At 56.3% G+C, this 15,411-nt stretch carries 15 protein-coding genes; 5 read left to right on the top strand and 10 right to left on the bottom strand.

What is annotated here, in order from left to right; translation table 11 throughout:
- The first annotated feature begins 19 nt into the window (after window positions 1-19).
- Window positions 20-1,036, top strand: a complete 1,017-nt coding sequence (gene galR, locus DEO48_RS05960) for an HTH-type transcriptional regulator GalR (RefSeq protein ID WP_023309052.1) — start codon at window positions 20-22, stop codon at window positions 1,034-1,036.
- Here the strand turns inward: galR and DEO48_RS05955 are convergent.
- Window positions 997-1,473 (bottom strand): GNAT family N-acetyltransferase, encoded by a 477-nt coding sequence (locus DEO48_RS05955; RefSeq protein ID WP_047060054.1) that lies wholly within the window; start codon window positions 1,471-1,473, stop codon window positions 997-999. The genes galR and DEO48_RS05955 overlap by 40 nt on opposite strands.
- Before the next feature lie 229 nt (window positions 1,474-1,702).
- Between DEO48_RS05955 and DEO48_RS05950 the strand changes: the two genes are divergently transcribed.
- A complete protein-coding gene (locus DEO48_RS05950; protein ID WP_109844624.1) occupies window positions 1,703-2,740 on the top strand; it encodes a LacI family DNA-binding transcriptional regulator in 1,038 nt (345 codons plus the stop codon).
- Here the strand turns inward: DEO48_RS05950 and lysA are convergent.
- Entirely contained in the window at window positions 2,710-3,972 is a 1,263-nt protein-coding gene (gene lysA, locus DEO48_RS05945) for a diaminopimelate decarboxylase (RefSeq protein ID WP_109844623.1), read from the bottom strand. The genes DEO48_RS05950 and lysA overlap by 31 nt on opposite strands.
- A 121-nt stretch (window positions 3,973-4,093) precedes the next feature.
- Between lysA and DEO48_RS05940 the strand changes: the two genes are divergently transcribed.
- Window positions 4,094-5,020, top strand: a complete 927-nt coding sequence (locus DEO48_RS05940; RefSeq protein WP_047646287.1) for a LysR family transcriptional regulator — start codon at window positions 4,094-4,096, stop codon at window positions 5,018-5,020.
- Here DEO48_RS05940 and DEO48_RS05935 read toward each other — a convergent pair.
- The 7 genes from DEO48_RS05935 to DEO48_RS05905 all read right to left on the bottom strand — a co-directional run bounded on the left by DEO48_RS05935 (window position 5,015) and on the right by DEO48_RS05905 (window position 12,896).
- Window positions 5,015-5,707 carry an aspartate/glutamate racemase gene (locus tag DEO48_RS05935; protein WP_109844622.1) on the bottom strand — a complete coding sequence of 231 codons (693 nt, stop codon included), beginning with the start codon at window positions 5,705-5,707 and terminating at the stop codon, window positions 5,015-5,017. The genes DEO48_RS05940 and DEO48_RS05935 overlap by 6 nt on opposite strands.
- 88 nt (window positions 5,708-5,795) lie before the next feature.
- On the bottom strand, window positions 5,796-6,920 hold the full coding sequence (gene wzz(fepE), locus DEO48_RS05930) for an LPS O-antigen length regulator Wzz(fepE) (RefSeq protein WP_109844621.1): 1,125 nt from the start codon (window positions 6,918-6,920) through the stop codon (window positions 5,796-5,798).
- 203 nt (window positions 6,921-7,123) lie between these two features.
- A complete protein-coding gene (locus tag DEO48_RS05925; RefSeq protein ID WP_109844620.1) occupies window positions 7,124-8,545 on the bottom strand; it encodes a sugar porter family MFS transporter in 1,422 nt (473 codons plus the stop codon).
- A gap of 314 nt (window positions 8,546-8,859) precedes the next feature.
- Window positions 8,860-9,621, bottom strand: a complete 762-nt coding sequence (kduD, locus tag DEO48_RS05920; RefSeq protein ID WP_109844619.1) for a 2-dehydro-3-deoxy-D-gluconate 5-dehydrogenase KduD — start codon at window positions 9,619-9,621, stop codon at window positions 8,860-8,862.
- Between the two features lie 63 nt (window positions 9,622-9,684).
- Window positions 9,685-10,521 (bottom strand): 5-dehydro-4-deoxy-D-glucuronate isomerase, encoded by an 837-nt coding sequence (kduI, locus tag DEO48_RS05915; RefSeq protein ID WP_109844618.1) that lies wholly within the window; start codon window positions 10,519-10,521, stop codon window positions 9,685-9,687.
- A gap of 236 nt (window positions 10,522-10,757) precedes the next feature.
- Window positions 10,758-11,936: an acetyl-CoA C-acetyltransferase gene (locus tag DEO48_RS05910; RefSeq protein WP_109844617.1), complete on the bottom strand. Its 1,179-nt coding sequence runs from the start codon at window positions 11,934-11,936 to the stop codon at window positions 10,758-10,760.
- Between the two features lie 93 nt (window positions 11,937-12,029).
- On the bottom strand, window positions 12,030-12,896 hold the full coding sequence (locus DEO48_RS05905; RefSeq protein ID WP_109844616.1) for a LysR family transcriptional regulator: 867 nt from the start codon (window positions 12,894-12,896) through the stop codon (window positions 12,030-12,032).
- A 105-nt stretch (window positions 12,897-13,001) separates the two neighbouring features.
- On the opposite strand from DEO48_RS05905, the gene DEO48_RS05900 reads away from it, so the two are divergent.
- Together DEO48_RS05900 and DEO48_RS05895 are read left to right on the top strand one after the other, a co-directional pair.
- Window positions 13,002-13,463, top strand: coding sequence for a multidrug/biocide efflux PACE transporter (locus tag DEO48_RS05900; protein ID WP_109844615.1), 462 nt, complete (start codon window positions 13,002-13,004; stop codon window positions 13,461-13,463).
- Window positions 13,464-13,582: 119 nt separating this feature from the next.
- A complete protein-coding gene (locus DEO48_RS05895) occupies window positions 13,583-14,812 on the top strand; it encodes an amino acid permease (protein ID WP_109844614.1) in 1,230 nt (409 codons plus the stop codon).
- Between the two features lie 38 nt (window positions 14,813-14,850).
- On the opposite strand, the gene DEO48_RS05890 is transcribed toward DEO48_RS05895, so the two are convergent.
- Window positions 14,851-15,321 (bottom strand): Lrp/AsnC family transcriptional regulator, encoded by a 471-nt coding sequence (locus DEO48_RS05890; RefSeq protein ID WP_109844613.1) that lies wholly within the window; start codon window positions 15,319-15,321, stop codon window positions 14,851-14,853.
- Between the last annotated feature and the right edge of the window lie 90 nt (window positions 15,322-15,411).

Genomic DNA, 15,411 nt, shown 5'->3' with positions numbered 1-15,411 from the left:
CCCAATAAGAAGGTAATGAATGGCGACAATAAAGGATGTGGCCCGTCTGGCAGGTGTGTCTGTGGCAACCGTCTCTCGAGTGATTAACGACTCCCCAAAAGCCAGTGACGCATCGCGCCAGGCGGTACAAACCGCCATGGAATCCCTGAATTATCATCCCAATGCCAATGCCCGCGCGCTCGCCCAGCAGTCCACCGAAACCATTGGGCTGGTAGTGGGTGATGTTTCCGACCCCTTTTTCGGCGCCATGGTGAAAGCGGTTGAACAGGTCTCTTACCAGACAGGCAATTTTTTGCTGATCGGCAATGGCTATCATAATGAGCAAAAAGAACGCCAGGCCATCGAGCAGCTGATCCGCCACCGCTGCGCCGCGCTGGTAGTTCACGCCAAAATGATCCCGGATGCCGAGCTGATTCATCTGATGAAGCAGATGCCCGGAATGGTGATCATCAACCGCATTATTCCCGGGTTTGAAAAACGCTGTGTGGCCCTCGACGACCGCTACGGCGCCTGGCTTGCGACCCGTCATCTGATTCAACAGGGCCATACCCGGATTGGCTATCTCTGTTCCAATCATCCGATTTCTGATGCGGAAGACCGCCTGCAGGGCTACTACGACGCCCTGCGCGAAAACGGCCTGCCGTGTAACGATCGTCTGGTGGCCTACGGTGAACCGGATGAGAGCGGCGGTGAACAGGCCATGACCGAGCTGCTCGGTCGCGGACGAAATTTCACGGCGGTTGCCAGCTATAACGACTCGATGGCCGCAGGGGCAATGGGGGTGCTGAATGACAACGGGATTGAGGTACCGGCAGAAATTTCGCTGATTGGCTTCGATGACGTGCTGGTCTCTCGCTACGTGCGCCCGCGTCTGACCACCGTGCGCTACCCGATTATCACCATGGCAACGCAGGCCGCCGAGCTGGCGCTAGCGCTGGCTGAACAGCGCCAGCCGCCGGATATTACGCATCTGTTTAGCCCGACGCTGGTTCGCCGTCACTCCGTTGCATCGCCTGCGGAAGCGCAGAGCGAATAACGGTAGAGGTGAACCCGGGTGTTGGGGTATTCCAGCCCATCACCGATATACTGCCAGCCGTAACGTTCGTAGAAGTCGCGGCAGGCAGACCAGAGGTGCAGTTCTTCATATCCCGCCTGCGCGGCCCAGGTAATAACGTGCTGCTGTAGCTTTCCTGCCAGCCCCTTGCCTCGCGCCGCGTCGTCAACGTAGAGCGCCGCCAGCCACGGAAAAAGATCCTGACGGGTGATCAAATCGCAGCGCCAAAGCCCTACCGTACCAACAAGCTGTTCGTCTTCTACGGCGATAAAGGTCAGCGGTAATGCTCCCGGCGTCTGGCTGTGCTCAATAATGCTGTGGAAAAATTCCCGAGAAAGCCCTTCGCCAAAGGCCTGCCAGAGCCAGTCGGTGACCTGCTCCGCATAGTGCGGTGCCTGGTAAAGCGGGAGGATAGCTATCTTTTTCACGTTTCACCTGCGTTTTCTCGTCTATTTGCTGGCCTGTCGCCCCAGCTCGGTTCGGCGATTACTTTACCAGAGTCAGACTATTTCGTTTTACTTCACGCAGGCCAGACGAATCGTGACCAAAAAGCGTGATCGTGGCAGAAGTTTTGCGCCTCCCGCATCGCTTATACGCCGTGAGGTCTGTGTTAAACTGCAAACCATTACGTGGAAGCAGGAATGTAGAATGGCAACAATGCTGGATGTCTCACTGCGTGCGGGCGTGTCGAAGGCTACCGTCTCGCGCGTGCTGAACGGCACGGGTCAGGTTAAAGAGAGTACGCGTCAGCAGGTCTTTGCTGCGATGGAAGAGCTGGGCTATCGCCCGAACTTTCTCGCGCGTTCGCTGGCTAACCAGACCAGCAACAGCATTGGCCTGGTCGTCTCGACCTTCGACGGCTTTTACTTTGGTCGTCTTCTCCAGCAGGCGTCGCGGCAGACGGAAACTCACGGGAAACAGCTGATCGTCACCGACGGTCACGACGCGCCGGAACAGGAAGAACAGGCCGTGCAGATGCTGGCCGATCGCCAGTGCGATGCCATCGTGCTTTACACGCGCTACATGAGCGAAAAAGCGATCGTCAAACTGATGAACAACGTGAAAACGCCGCTGGTGGTCATTAACCGAGAAGTGAGCCAGGCGCCGGATCGCTGCGTATTTTTCGAACAGCAGGATGCCGCGTTTAAGGCCGTGGATTACCTGATCGCCCAGGGCCATCGGGAGATCGCCTGTATCACCGTTCCGATCCACACCCCCACGGGTAAAGCGCGGCTGATGGGCTACCGTAAGGCGCTGGAAAAGCACGGCATTCGCCTGGACGAGCGTCGGATAAAGTACGGCGATGCGGGAATGACGCAGGGATACGAGCTGTGCAAGGAGTTGATTGCCGACGGTGTGCCGTTTAGCGCCCTGTTTGCCTGTAACGACGATATGGCCCTGGGGGCGTCCAAAGCGTTACACCAGGCAGGGCTTAAAATTCCGCAGGATATTTCACTGTTCGGCTTTGACGATGCCCCAAGCGCGAAATGGCTGGAGCCTGCGCTCTCATCGGTTTATCTGCCCATCGACAACATGATTGTCACGGCCATCGATCAGGCGATCCGGCTGGCAAAAAACCAGCCGGTCGCTGCCATCCCGCCGTTTACCGGCACGCTGGTGTTACGCGATTCGGTTACAACGGGGCCCTACTTTCATCAGATGAGTTCTAAAGCCAGCAGTTCCTGAATGGTCTGACGACGACGGATCAGCCGTGCCTTGCCGTTATCAAACAGCACTTCCGGCAGCAGCGGGCGACTGTTGTAGTTAGATGACATCGACGCCCCGTAGGCACCGGTATCATGCAGCACAAGATAATCACCCGGTTTGACCTCTGGCAGCGCGCGGGTCTCCACTTTGCCGCCTTCCTGCTGAGTGAACACGTCACCCGATTCGCACAGCGGTCCCGCAACGACCGTCTCAATCCGCGGCGCCTGCGTTAAATCGCGGCCGTCGGCAGCCAGGGCGGTAATGTGGTGATAGCTGCCGTACATGGACGGACGCATCAGATCGTTAAAGCCTGCATCAATCAATACGAAGTGGCGAGACCCCATATCTTTTACGCTGCGCACCTGCGAAACCAGCACGCCGGCTTCCGCCACCAGGAAACGACCCGGCTCAATTTCCAGCTTCACCGCGTGACCCAGATGCGCGGCGATTTGGTCACGCGCAGCGCTCCACAGACCGTAATAGTGATCGGTATCGATCGCCTCTTCGCCTTCGCGATAAGGAATGGAGAGACCGCCACCGGCAGAGATCGCCTCCAGATCCTGACCGAAGTCGACAACCTGGCGCACCATCGCGCCGCACACCTGCTCCAGGTGGCCGTAATCGACGCCAGAGCCAATGTGCATATGAATTCCCACCAGCTTCAGGCCGTAGCGCTGTAATACCTCCAGCGCCGCAGGCATATCGGCATACCAGATCCCGTGCTTGCTGTTTTCGCCGCCGGTATTAGTTTTTTGGCTGTGACCATGACCAAAGCCCGGATTCACGCGCAGCCAGACGCGATGGCCGGGAGAAACCTGACCCAGCTGCTCCAGCATATCCACAGAGCCGGCATTCACCGGGATCTGCAGTTCGTGGACGCGCGCAAGCGTCGCATCGTCGATCACATCGGCGGTGAAAACGATCGCGTCGCCGTCGGCTTTCGGATCGAATCCGGCCGCCAGCGCGCGCTCGATTTCGCCAAGCGAGACGGAGTCGACCTTCACGCCCTGCTCACGCATCAGGCGCAGAATATGAATATTTGAGCACGCCTTCTGGGCAAAACGCACCACGTCAAACTGATGCAGGGCGGCGATCTTCTCGCGAACGATCTGCGCGTCGTAGACCCACACCGGGCAGCCAAACTCGGCGGGCAGGCGCAGCAGGTTGTCGGCGTTCAAATCGGTATCAGTCTGGTTCAGCGGGCGTGGCATGGTCTTCTCCGGGTAAATGCGTTTTCATGATTACGCCACAGCGCAAAGAGAATAAAAAATATCGTTTTATCGCGAGTCTATGCAAAAATGATATGGACAGTTATCTGCTTTCAGGTGCCCTATGCCCGCCGTCAATTTACGCCACATCGAGATTTTTCACGCCGTGATGACCACCGGCAATCTCACCGAAGCCGCACAGATGCTGCATACCTCGCAGCCGACGGTGAGCCGCGAGCTGGCCCGCTTCGAGAAAGTGCTGGGGCTGAAGCTGTTCGAGCGCACCCGGGGCAGGCTTCACCCGACGGTGCAGGGGTTGCGCCTGTTCGAGGAAGTCCAGCGCTCCTGGTACGGACTGGACAGAATAGTGAGTGCTGCGGAAAGCCTGCGCGAGTTTCGCCAGGGCGAGCTGTCGATCGTCTGCCTGCCCGTCTTTTCGCAATCCTTTTTGCCGATGCTGCTGCAGCCCTTTCTGGCCCGATACCCGGAGGTCAGCCTCACTATCGTGCCTCAGGAATCCCCCCTGCTTGAAGAGTGGCTTTCGGCTCAGCGCCATGATTTAGGCCTGACCGAAACCCTCTCCACGCCGGCGGGAACGGCGCGCACGGAGTTGATCTCGTTAGATGAAGTATGCGTTCTGCCCGCAGGGCATCGGCTTGCCGGTAAGGCGGTGCTCACACCGGAGGATTTCCACGGGGAAAACTACATTAGCCTTTCGCAGACCGACAGCTACAGACAGCTGCTGGATACGCTGTTTGCCGAGCATCAGGTCAAACGGCGAATGGTGGTGGAAACGCACAGCGCGGCTTCGATTTGCGCGATGGTGCGTGCAGGCGTTGGCGTCGCGGTGGTGAATCCGCTCACGGCGCTGGACTATGCCGGAAGCGGGATCGTCATCCGCCGCTTTAGCGTCTCCGTCCCGTTCACCGTGAGCCTGATCCGCCCGCTGCACCGTCCGGCTTCCGCGCTGGTGGACGCGTTCACCGAACACTTAAAGGAGCACGCGCGTCAGGTGGCGCTTCGCTTACCTGACCTGCAAAACCCGTTATGACAGCATAAACGCCACGGCATCCGCGGCATGGATGGCGGTGGTATCGAATACCGGGACGGGGCTTCGCTCGGCTGGCACCAGCAGGCCAATCTCGGTGCAGCCGAAGATCGCGCCTTCAGCCCCCTGCTGCGCGAGTTTATCGATGACGCTGACGTAATACGCGCGGGAAGATTCGGTGAAGGTACCGAGGCAGAGCTCGTCAAAGATAATCTGATTGATGCGCGCGCGATCTTCTTCATCCGGGATCAGGCTCTCGATCCCAAATTCACTGTGCAAACGTCCACGATAAAAATCCTGTTCCATGGTGTAGCGTGTCCCCAAAAGCGCTACGCGGCGCATCCCGGATGCCGCAATCGCACGCCCGGTTGCGTCCGCGATATGCAGAAACGGCAGCGCGCAGCGGTTCTCAATATGCGACGCCACTTTGTGCATGGTATTGGTACAAAGCACGATACCCTCGGCGCCGGCGCGCTCCAGCCCCAGCGCCGCCTGGGCCAGGATCTCCCCGGCTTTATCCCATTCCCCGCTCGACTGGCAGGCTTCGATTTCATGGAAATCAACGCTATGCAGCAGCAGGCTTGCGGAGTGCAGACCGCCCAGACGCTGCTTTACCCCTTCATTAATCAGGCGGTAATAAGGGATTGTCGATTCCCAGCTCATTCCACCTAACAGGCCGATCGTTTTCATCATCCCTCCTTATCTGTGTTTCATTTTTAACACAACCGATGCACATAAAAAAAGGCGCTGTATTCAGCGCCTTTTTAAACTGCAGAGCTTATTCCACTACCGGCTCCGGCGGCGAAGTACGGGCGAGCATCGCCTCGCGCAATAAAACGCTACCGCAGGCAAACAGGCCCCCCAGAAGCGCCGCCAGAACGACAATCAGAGCCTTGCCCGGGCCATCCTTTTTCACCGGCATGGAGGGAGAAAGCTGGTATCTGAATGGCTCAAGTTTAACATCGGCAAAGGAGAGCTTTTTCAGCTGTGCGAGGTGGTATTCCCGGTTCTGGAAATCCGCATTCAGCTCGGTCACGTCCTTCAGATTTTTTTCGATCTGCAGCTTTTGCGCGATACCGTCAGCGCCGAGCGCAACGGAGTAATCCGGGTCATCTTTTACGGCCTGCCCGTTGCTGTAAACCGGTTTCTTAATGCCTGCGGCATTTGCCACTTCCAGCGAATAATTCAGTCGCTGCAGGTTGGTATTATGAATATTGGTCAGACGGACACGATCCAGTTCCAGCTGCTGCTCAACGACGTTCTTTTTCAGGGCGATCTGGTTGCGGATATTCTGCACCGTCTCTTTTTCAACAATAGCCGCGATATAATCGATGTATCCATTCAGAACGGCTTGCGCATCGTCAGCTGTCGGGGCAGTGAAGCTCAATGTCCAGGAAACAAAAGGCGCTTTATCCGCGTCTTTTCCCTGAGCGTCATTCACCGCTTTCATTCTGTCTGAAATGTTAACTATCGCCCGATGCAGCTCAAGCGGATCCACCTCGGCATCTTTAAGTTGTGACATCACGTAAGGAGAGGATTTCAGGTACTCTTCGAGCAATGACTGCGACTGAAACTTTTTAATAAACATGTCAAAGACTTCCGGACGGGAAATTTTCGCGTCCACGTCAAGTACCTGCAACGCTACCATCATCTGGCGCAGCGGGTTCCACTGCGACGATTCTGCCTGAGTGATCACTGCTTTACTGGTCCACTTCTGCGGCAGTAAAAATGAAATGGCCAGCCCCGCCAGTGCAAAAGCAAGGGTAATGGTGACAATGCGTTTTTTGGCCGCCAAAAGGACCGCTAGTAAACCGAAAAGATCAATTTCTTTAGCGTGTATTACCGGGGAGGCATAACGGGGAAAATCAAGATCGGTGCTTTTTTTGATATCCATCTCAGACATAGACATTCTTCTTTTTAGGATGCGTTTTTTGTTGCGCAAATAACAGCGGTGTTCCGATGATACATTATCCTAAGAATTATCCTAAGTTCAAATCCCTCTATTCATCCTTCCCTGCCAGAGTTGGTAGTGAATTTCATTACGTTATTATTGTAATGACTAACCATTTTACCAACTCTGACTTGTGTTGAACGCTTAAACAGTCATTACGATCGCACGCCGATATTCCGCAGTTTCTCCCCTGCCATCAGCTTGCGCTCGATATGTTCCAGCGTCACGCCTTTGGTTTCCGGGATCAGCCAGAACGTGACGCCAATAAATGCGACGTTCAGCACCGTATAGAGCCAGAAGGTTCCCGCTGCGCCAATCGCGTCCAGCAGCGTCAGGAAGGTCGCGCCGATGATCATGTTCGACACCCAGTTGGTGGTCGTGGAACAGGTGATGCCAAAGTCACGGCATTTAAGCGGCTGAATCTCGGAGCACAGGATCCACACCACCGGCGCGGCGCTCATCGCGTAACCTGCGATACACATCATGGTCATACCGACAGAAAGCCAGGAAAGCCCGCTTGAGGCCGTGCCGTTATCAAACTGCATCAGACAATAGCCGAGAATCAGCGTGCCGAGCGCCATCACGCTGAAGCCAATTTTCAGCGCCGGTTTACGCCCGGCTTTGTCCACGGTGAATACCGCAATAAAGGTGGCGAACATGAAGGTCAGCCCGACCACCAGGGTTGCGATCATCTGCTGTTCCGTAGTGGTAAACCCGGCCATTTTGAAAATGCGCGGCGCGTAGTACATGATGATATTCATCCCGGTGAACTGCTGCATCGCCTGCAGCAACATGCCGAGGAAGACCGCGCGGCGCACGTTGTGGTTGATCTTAAATAGCGCCCAGCCGCCCTGCTTTAACTTCAGGCTTTCGCGGATGTCGTTCAGCTCTTCGCGCGCTTTTTCCGAGGTATCGCGCAGCATGCGCAGGACCTCTTCCGCCTCCACGTGACGCCCTTTTTGCGCCAGCCAGCGCGGGCTGTTTGGCAGGAAAATCACCAGGACGATCAGCACCAGCGCCGGTAAGGCCAGCACGCCCAGCATCGCGCGCCAGTTGCCGCTGTAGCTGAAGTAGGTATCAGACAGGAACGCCAGCACAATACCCAGCGTGACCATCAGCTGATACATGCTGATCATCTTGCCGCGCACGTTTTCACTCGCCATTTCGGAGAGATAAAGCGGCGCCGTGTAGGACGCAATCCCCACCGCCACGCCCAGCAGCACGCGGGAGAGCAGGAGGATTTCAACGTTAGCGGCAAACGCCGAGCCAATGGAGCCGGCAACGAACAGAATTGCCCCGACCATCAGGCTATATTTGCGCCCCAGGCGGAACGACAGCCAGCCGTTGAACAGCGCGCCAATGGCCGCTCCGAGCATCATGCTGCTCACCACCCACTCCTGCAGGCGACTGCTGAGGGTAAAGTGATCGGTAATAAACGGTAATGCGCCGGCAATGACGCCGATATCCAGTCCAAATAACAGGCCCGCCACGGCGGCGGCAATGGAGACAAACTGGTTCATGCGGCGAGTATCGCGCAGCGCAGCGGGCATTAAGGTAGAGTCATTTATCGATGTCATATTTTTCCTGCCTCAACAGCAAAATTCGTTAACTGAAATTACGAGAAAGCGAGGAAAAGTGTCAGGCCGGAAATCGCGAAGTTATGGATTATTCCGCTACGGAATACGGTTCTGTGATGGACATTACAATTTCAACTCATGGCGAATAATCACGCTTTTTTACTAATCAGTTAATATTTAAGCAATAAAAGTGTGATTGCCGTCATTTGTGATTTTTTTAGTATGGATTTTTCATCTTTATCGATATGGACTAAGCCAATTATTGCGCAAAAAAAACCTCCGCCCACGGGCAGAGGTTCTTAATACGGGTGGAATTAACGCGCCAGCCAGCCACCGTCTACAGCCACGGTGTAGCCGTTGATGTAATCCGATGCGGAGGAGGCCAGGAAGACAATCGGCCCCATCAGATCGCTCGGCAGCCCCCAGCGTCCGGCCGGAATGCGGTCGAGGATTTCCGCGCTACGCTGCTCGTCCGCACGCAGCTGCTGCGTGTTGTTCGTCGCCATGTAGCCCGGCGCAATCGCATTCACGTTGATGTTATGTTTCGCCCATTCGTTTGCCAGCAGGCGGGTCACGCCCATTACGGCGCTTTTGGACGCGGTGTACGACGGCACGCGGATGCCGCCCTGGAACGAGAGCATAGAGGCAATATTGATGATTTTGCCGCCTTTCCCCTGCGCAATAAAATGCTTCGCCGCCGCCTGGGACATGAAAAATACGCTCTTGATGTTCAAATCCATCACGTCGTCCCAGTCGCGCTCGCTGAAGCTGATGGCGTCTTCGCGGCGGATCAGCCCGGCGTTGTTCACCAGAATGTCGATATGACCGAATTCAGCCACCGCGCGGTCCAGCAGTTCAGGAATGGCATCGATTTTACGCAGATCAGCGGTCAGGCTCAGGAAACGGCGGCCCAGGGCCGTCACGCGTTCGATGGTTTCAGTCGGATCAACGATATTAATCCCGACGATATCGCAGCCCGCTTCCGCCAGGCCTAACGCCATCCCCTGACCCAGCCCGGTGTCGCACCCGGAAACCACGGCCACTTTTCCCTGCAGAGAGAATGCATCCAGAATCATGTTTATTCCTTACTCTTTCAGAGCCTGTCACTCACAGGCAGGTTTATGCTTCACCGCCCGCGACTAGCGCAGATCGCTGACCGCAACGTGGTCCATATCATCAAAGACCTGATTTTCACCCACCATTCCCCAGATAAAGGTGTAGGCTTTCGTCCCTACGCCGGAGTGAATGGACCAGCTCGGTGAAATCACCGCCTGCTCGTTGTGCATCACGATATGGCGCGTTTCCTGCGGCTGTCCCATCATGTGGAACACGCAAGCGTCCTCATCCATATTGAAGTAGAAGTAGACTTCCATGCGGCGCTCATGGGTATGGCACGGCATGGTGTTCCACAGGTTGCCCGGTGCCAGCTCGGTCAATCCCATACTGAGCTGGCAGGTCTCCAGCACGTCCGGCACGAAGTATTTATTGATGGTGCGGCGGTTGCTGGTGAGGTTGTCGCCCAGCGTCACGGGCGCGACGTCTGCCGTGGTCACTTTCCTGGTTGGGCAGGTGGCGTGAGCCGGCGCGCAGTTGTAGTAAAACTTCGCTGGCCTGCTGCCGTCGATGCTGGCAAAGACCACGTCTTTCGCCCCTTTGCCCACGTACAGCGCCTCGCGGTGGCCAATCTCATAGCACTGTCCGTCTACGGTGATGGTGCCCGGCCCGCCGATGTTAATCACCCCCAGTTCGCGACGCTCGAGGAAATAGCTCACGCCCAGCTGTTTACCGACCTCACCGCCCACGGAGACGCTTTTCGTGACGGGCATAATCCCGCCTACAATAATGCGGTCGATATGGCTGTAAACCATGGTGTACCTGTCGGCCTCGAATACCTGCTCGACTAAAAATGCATTGCGCAGCCCCTGAGTATCCAGCGTTTTGGCGTGCGCACTGTGGATGCTTTCTCTGACGTCCACGGTAACCTCCAGATGTGGTCATGCCCGAAGGCGGAAATAAACGAAACAGCGTTCCGTTTTTCATGATGAGCACATACTATCGGCATAAAGTGGGCTTTTCAATTATATTTAAAACAACGTTTCATTTTTATTTTTTGTTTATAGCGGAAATGATGTTCGGATCACAATTCAACCGCCGGGAGAAAAAGGACGCGAAAAAAAACCTCCCGGAGGAGGTCATTTTGATTGAGAAGAGGTTAGCGCTCGATGGCCAGCGCCACCCCTTGCCCGCCGCCTATACAGAGTGTGGCAATCCCTTTGCGGGCATTACGTTTTTTCATTTCGTGGACCAGCGAAACCAGGATCCGGCAGCCGGACGCACCGATAGGATGCCCCAGCGCGATCGCGCCGCCGTTAACGTTGACCCGCAGAGGATCCCACTCCAGCATTTTTCCGACGGAGATCGCCTGCGCGGCATAGGCTTCGTTCACTTCGATCAGATCCACATCCGAAAGCTGCCAGCCCGCGCGCTCCAGGCAGCGGCGGGTAGCGTAGACCGGTGCGATCCCCATTAGCGCAGGATCAACCCCCACGCTGGCGAATGCTTTAATGCGGGCCAGGACCGGAAGATCGAGTTCAAGGGCTTTGCTTTCGCTCATCATCATGACGGCGGCAGCGCCGTCGTTAATGGAAGAGGCATTTCCCGCCGTCACCGAGCCCTGCATTTCAAACGCGGGGTTCAGCCTCGCCAGGCCTTCAGCGCTGGCGTCGGTGCGCGGTTGTTCATCGGTATCCACGAGGATACGCTCGCCGCTCTGACGCTGCGCGCTGACCGGGACAATTTCGTCGCGAAAGCGACCGGAATCAATCGCCGCACGCGCTTTTTGCTGCGAGCTTAGCGCATAGGCATCCTGCACCTCACGGCTGATGCCGTACTCGCGCGCCAGGTTTTCCGCCGTCACGCCCATATGATAGTCATTGAACGCATCCCACAGCCCGTCATGCACCAGGCTGTCGAGCAGCTGACTGTTGCCAAGCTGTGCGCCGGTCCGGCTGTCGGTCAACACGTGCGGCGCGCGGCTCATATTCTCCTGCCCGCCCGCGATGATCACGTCCGCTTCACCACACTGAATGGCTTGCGTCGCGAGATGCAGCGCTTTTAATCCTGAGCCACAGACGTCGTTGATGGTGATGGCCGAAACGGTATTGGGCAGCCCGCCCTTCAGCGCCGCCTGACGCGCAGGGTTTTGCCCGGCACCGGCCGTGAGAACCTGTCCCAGGATCACCTCATCAACTTCATGTGCTGCAATCCCGCTGCGTTCCACCAGCGCTCTTACGACCACGCTGCCCAGGTCAACCGCCGAGTGACGCGCGAGCGCTCCCTGAAAACAGCCGATAGCTGTACGCAACGCACCCACTATTACGACATCTTTCATCACGACCTCTGTGTTAAATGACATGACGATAGTAGAGGATTGTTACTGGCAATTATCTTAATTGTTTAAAAATAGTGAGTTTAATCACAAGGATCAGCGCGCATCCTGCAGATACTGCCGCAGCCAGCTGCCGGCAACGCCGGGAGGGGATCGTTTATTCCACAGCAGATCGATGCCGATCGCCCGCGGCCAGCCGGGAACATTGAGCTGTACCAGGGATTTCGCGGCGGCAAATTCATCCACCAGCGCACACGGCAGCACGCACCAGCCAAATCCCTGTACCGCCATACTCAAGAGTAACAGGTAATTCGGTGCTGACCAGACGGGCCCGCGCGCGATCTCAGCCTCGCGCTCAAGATAGGTGCTGAGCCGCAGCTCGCGCCAGCCGTGCAGCTCGTCATGCTGAACGTCATGTTGTCCGGCCAGCGGATGCGTGGTCGCGACGTAGATCGCCATGCGGGTCTGCATCGGCAACCGGGTGACGCCAATATCCGTAGGGTAACCGTCGCGCGCTTCCGTCAGGCCAACCTGCGCGCGCTCCTTTTGCAGCAGATCGATCACGTCCTCTTCCTCGCCAATCAGACATTCGAATTCCGTATGGGGAAAACGCGCGTCAAACTGTTTCATCATATCTTCCAGCACGTCCGGGTTGAGGGTATCGGAAAGGACAAACGTCAGACGCGCCTCCGTTTTCGCCGTTAGCGACACCGCCAGCTCGTCCAGCCGCGTGCTGGCGGCCAGGATAGCCTGCACGTAGCCCAGCACCTGTTCTCCCTGGACCGTTAACACCGGCTGACGCGCCGAGCGGTCAAACAGCTCGAAACCGAGATCGGCTTCAAGATTGGCAATGGACGTGCTGATCGTCGACTGGCTTTTACGCAGCCGGCGTGCGGCAGCGGAAAAAGAGCCCGCCGCAACGGTCTCGACAAACGCGGTAAGGGCTTCGGGTGAATAGCGCATAACCTATCTACTTTAGCGATGGATACTATCTTTAATATATCAGCTTTAGCGATAAAAATAGGCTGCATCAACGCCCATACCGGCGAATTAATGAGGTCTATGACTATGCAACATCAGGATGCACTCCAACGTAAGCTGCCGGAGCGGATCTTTCATGCTGTCTGTTTCGAAGGGATTGCTACGGCGATCCTCGCCCCTACGGCGGCGTGGCTAATGCAGCGTTCCGTGGTGGAGATGGGGGGATTGACCATTATTCTGGCCACCACCGCCATGCTGTGGAACATTATTTATAACTTTGGCTTCGACCGTTTCTGGCCCGTTCAGCGCGTCAAACGTACCGCAAAAGTCCGTGCGCTGCATGCGCTGGGGTTCGAATGCGGGTTTATTGTGATTGGCGTGTCGATTGTCGCCGCCGTGCTGGGCGTTACCCTGCCTCAGGCATTCACGCTGGAAATAGGTTTCTTCCTGTTCTTCCTGCCGTACACCATGTTCTATAACTGGGCGTACGATAGCCTGCGCGAGAAATTTCTTAAGCGTCGCCAGCAACGACGCGCCCTGGCAGGCTAAACAGCCTCTGGCCGGACGCCCGTTCCGGCCAAACTCCGTCGAAGCAACTGCGCTCTTCAGGCATAACTATGGTAAATTGCACGCCATTCCGATGGTTTGATAGTTGATACGTTGCTCTAATGTCGAAAATTTGGTCAAAAGATGAGACTCTCTGGAGTTTCGCTCTCTATGGCACGGCCGTGGGCGCAGGAACGCTGTTCTTGCCCATTCAGCTGGGCTCCGCAGGCGCAATCGTCCTGTTTATTACCGCCCTCGTGGCCTATCCCTTAACCTACTGGCCGCACAAAGCGCTGGCGCAATTTATCCTGTCGTCAAAAACAAAAGGCAACGAAGGGATCACCGGCGCCGTCTCGCACTACTACGGCAGGAAGATTGGCAACCTGATCACCACGCTCTATTTCATCGCCTTCTTTGTGGTGGTGCAGATTTATGCGGTGGCCATCACCAACTCGCTCACGGAGCAGCTGGCGAAACACCTGACGGTGGATACCGCCGTTCGCGTGCTGGTCAGCCTGGGCGTGGTGCTGGTCCTGAATCTGATCTTCCTGATGGGTCGCCATATCACGATAAAAGTGATGGGCTTCCTGGTGTTTCCGCTGATTGCCTATTTCCTGTTTGTCTCGCTCTACCTGATCGGCAGCTGGCAACCCTCGCTGCTGACCAGCCAGATGGCCGTCGATCGCCATACGCTGCACCAGGTGTGGATTTCGATTCCGGTGATGGTATTTGCTTTCAGCCATACCCCGATTATCTCAACGTTTGCCGTTGACCGTCGCGAGAAGTTTGCCGACGGCGCCATGGATAAATGCAAGAAAATCATGAAGGTGGCGTACCTCATTATCTGCCTGAGCGTGCTGTTCTTTGTCTTCAGCTGCCTGCTCTCTATCCCGCCGTCGTACATTGTGGCCGCCAAAGAGCAAGGGGTGACGATCCTGTCCGCGCTGTCGATGATGCCTTCTTCACCGGCGTGGCTGGGCATTTCCGGGATTATCGTGGCGATTATTGCGATGTCGAAATCGTTCCTCGGCACCTATTTTGGGGTGATTGAAGGGGCGACGGAGATCGTGAAGTCGTCGCTTAATCAGGTGGGCGTGAAAAAGAGCCGCGCCTTCAACCGCGCGATTTCCATTATGGGGGTGTCGTTAATCACCTTTGCCGTCTGCTGCATTAACCCGAACGCCATTTCGATGATTTACGCCATCAGCGGCCCGCTTATCGCCATGATCCTGTTTATCATGCCGACGCTGTCGACGTATCTGATCCCCTCCCTGAAACCGTACCGCTCCATTGGCAACCTGCTGACGCTGATCGTCGGGGTGCTGTGCGTGTCGGTAATGTTCGTCGGCTAACCCCTCTTTGATGCCCGGCGCTCTGCCGGGCATGTCATTCAGTCTCGTCCCGTAACGTCCAGCGGAAAAGGTCTGTCCTGCACCACCGTTTTCATGACAAGCGTTGAGCGAAGATGCTGCACGCCAGGCATGGCGGAAAGCTTCTCGTCATAGAGCTTCTGGAAAGCGGAGAGGTCGCGGGTCACAACGTGCATCAGATAATCGGGATCGCCAAAGAGACGCTGCGCCAGCACGATCTGCGGGATCTCCTCCACCGCCTCTTCAAACGCGCTAACCGCCTTTCGGTCCCCTTCTTTCAGCGTCGCAAAGACGATTGCCAGGAAGTTAAACCCCATTTTGGCGGGATCCAGGCTGGCACGGTATCCCATTATGGCCCCGCTTTGCTCCAGCGCCCGCACGCGACGATGGCAGGGCGAGAGGCTCAGATTGACCCGCTCAGCCAGCTCGGTAAGCGACAGGCGTCCATCAGACTGGAGCGCCGCAAGAATTTTTCGATCGATGCTGTCCATTTGGAAGATTTTCTCAATTTCACCGTGTTATGAGCATAACATTGAAAGCCTATTTCGCAGGGTTAGCGATATTCTTTTTCGCAACGTTTG

The sequence above is a fragment of the Enterobacter sp. CGMCC 5087 genome (genome assembly GCF_003144775.1).
Classification (GTDB): domain Bacteria; phylum Pseudomonadota; class Gammaproteobacteria; order Enterobacterales; family Enterobacteriaceae; genus Enterobacter; species Enterobacter cloacae_M.
This window is presented reverse-complemented; position numbering and strand designations above follow the sequence as displayed.

Bases quoted from the DNA above. Each gene is read 5' to 3' on its own strand.
- galR (WP_023309052.1), top strand. From the start codon at position 20: ATGGCGACAATAAAGGATGTGGCCCGTCTGGCAGGTGTGTCTGTGGCA.
- DEO48_RS05950 (WP_109844624.1), top strand. From the start codon at position 1,703: ATGGCAACAATGCTGGATGTCTCACTGCGTGCGGGCGTGTCGAAGGCT.
- lysA (WP_109844623.1), bottom strand. From the start codon at position 3,972: ATGCCACGCCCGCTGAACCAGACTGATACCGATTTGAACGCCGACAAC.
- DEO48_RS05940 (WP_047646287.1), top strand. From the start codon at position 4,094: ATGCCCGCCGTCAATTTACGCCACATCGAGATTTTTCACGCCGTGATG.
- DEO48_RS05935 (WP_109844622.1), bottom strand. From the start codon at position 5,707: ATGAAAACGATCGGCCTGTTAGGTGGAATGAGCTGGGAATCGACAATC.
- DEO48_RS05925 (WP_109844620.1), bottom strand. From the start codon at position 8,545: ATGACATCGATAAATGACTCTACCTTAATGCCCGCTGCGCTGCGCGAT.
- kduD (WP_109844619.1), bottom strand. From the start codon at position 9,621: ATGATTCTGGATGCATTCTCTCTGCAGGGAAAAGTGGCCGTGGTTTCC.
- DEO48_RS05910 (WP_109844617.1), bottom strand. From the start codon at position 11,936: ATGAAAGATGTCGTAATAGTGGGTGCGTTGCGTACAGCTATCGGCTGT.
- DEO48_RS05905 (WP_109844616.1), bottom strand. From the start codon at position 12,896: ATGCGCTATTCACCCGAAGCCCTTACCGCGTTTGTCGAGACCGTTGCG.
- DEO48_RS05900 (WP_109844615.1), top strand. From the start codon at position 13,002: ATGCAACATCAGGATGCACTCCAACGTAAGCTGCCGGAGCGGATCTTT.
- DEO48_RS05895 (WP_109844614.1), top strand. From the start codon at position 13,583: ATGTCGAAAATTTGGTCAAAAGATGAGACTCTCTGGAGTTTCGCTCTC.
- DEO48_RS05890 (WP_109844613.1), bottom strand. From the start codon at position 15,321: ATGGACAGCATCGATCGAAAAATTCTTGCGGCGCTCCAGTCTGATGGA.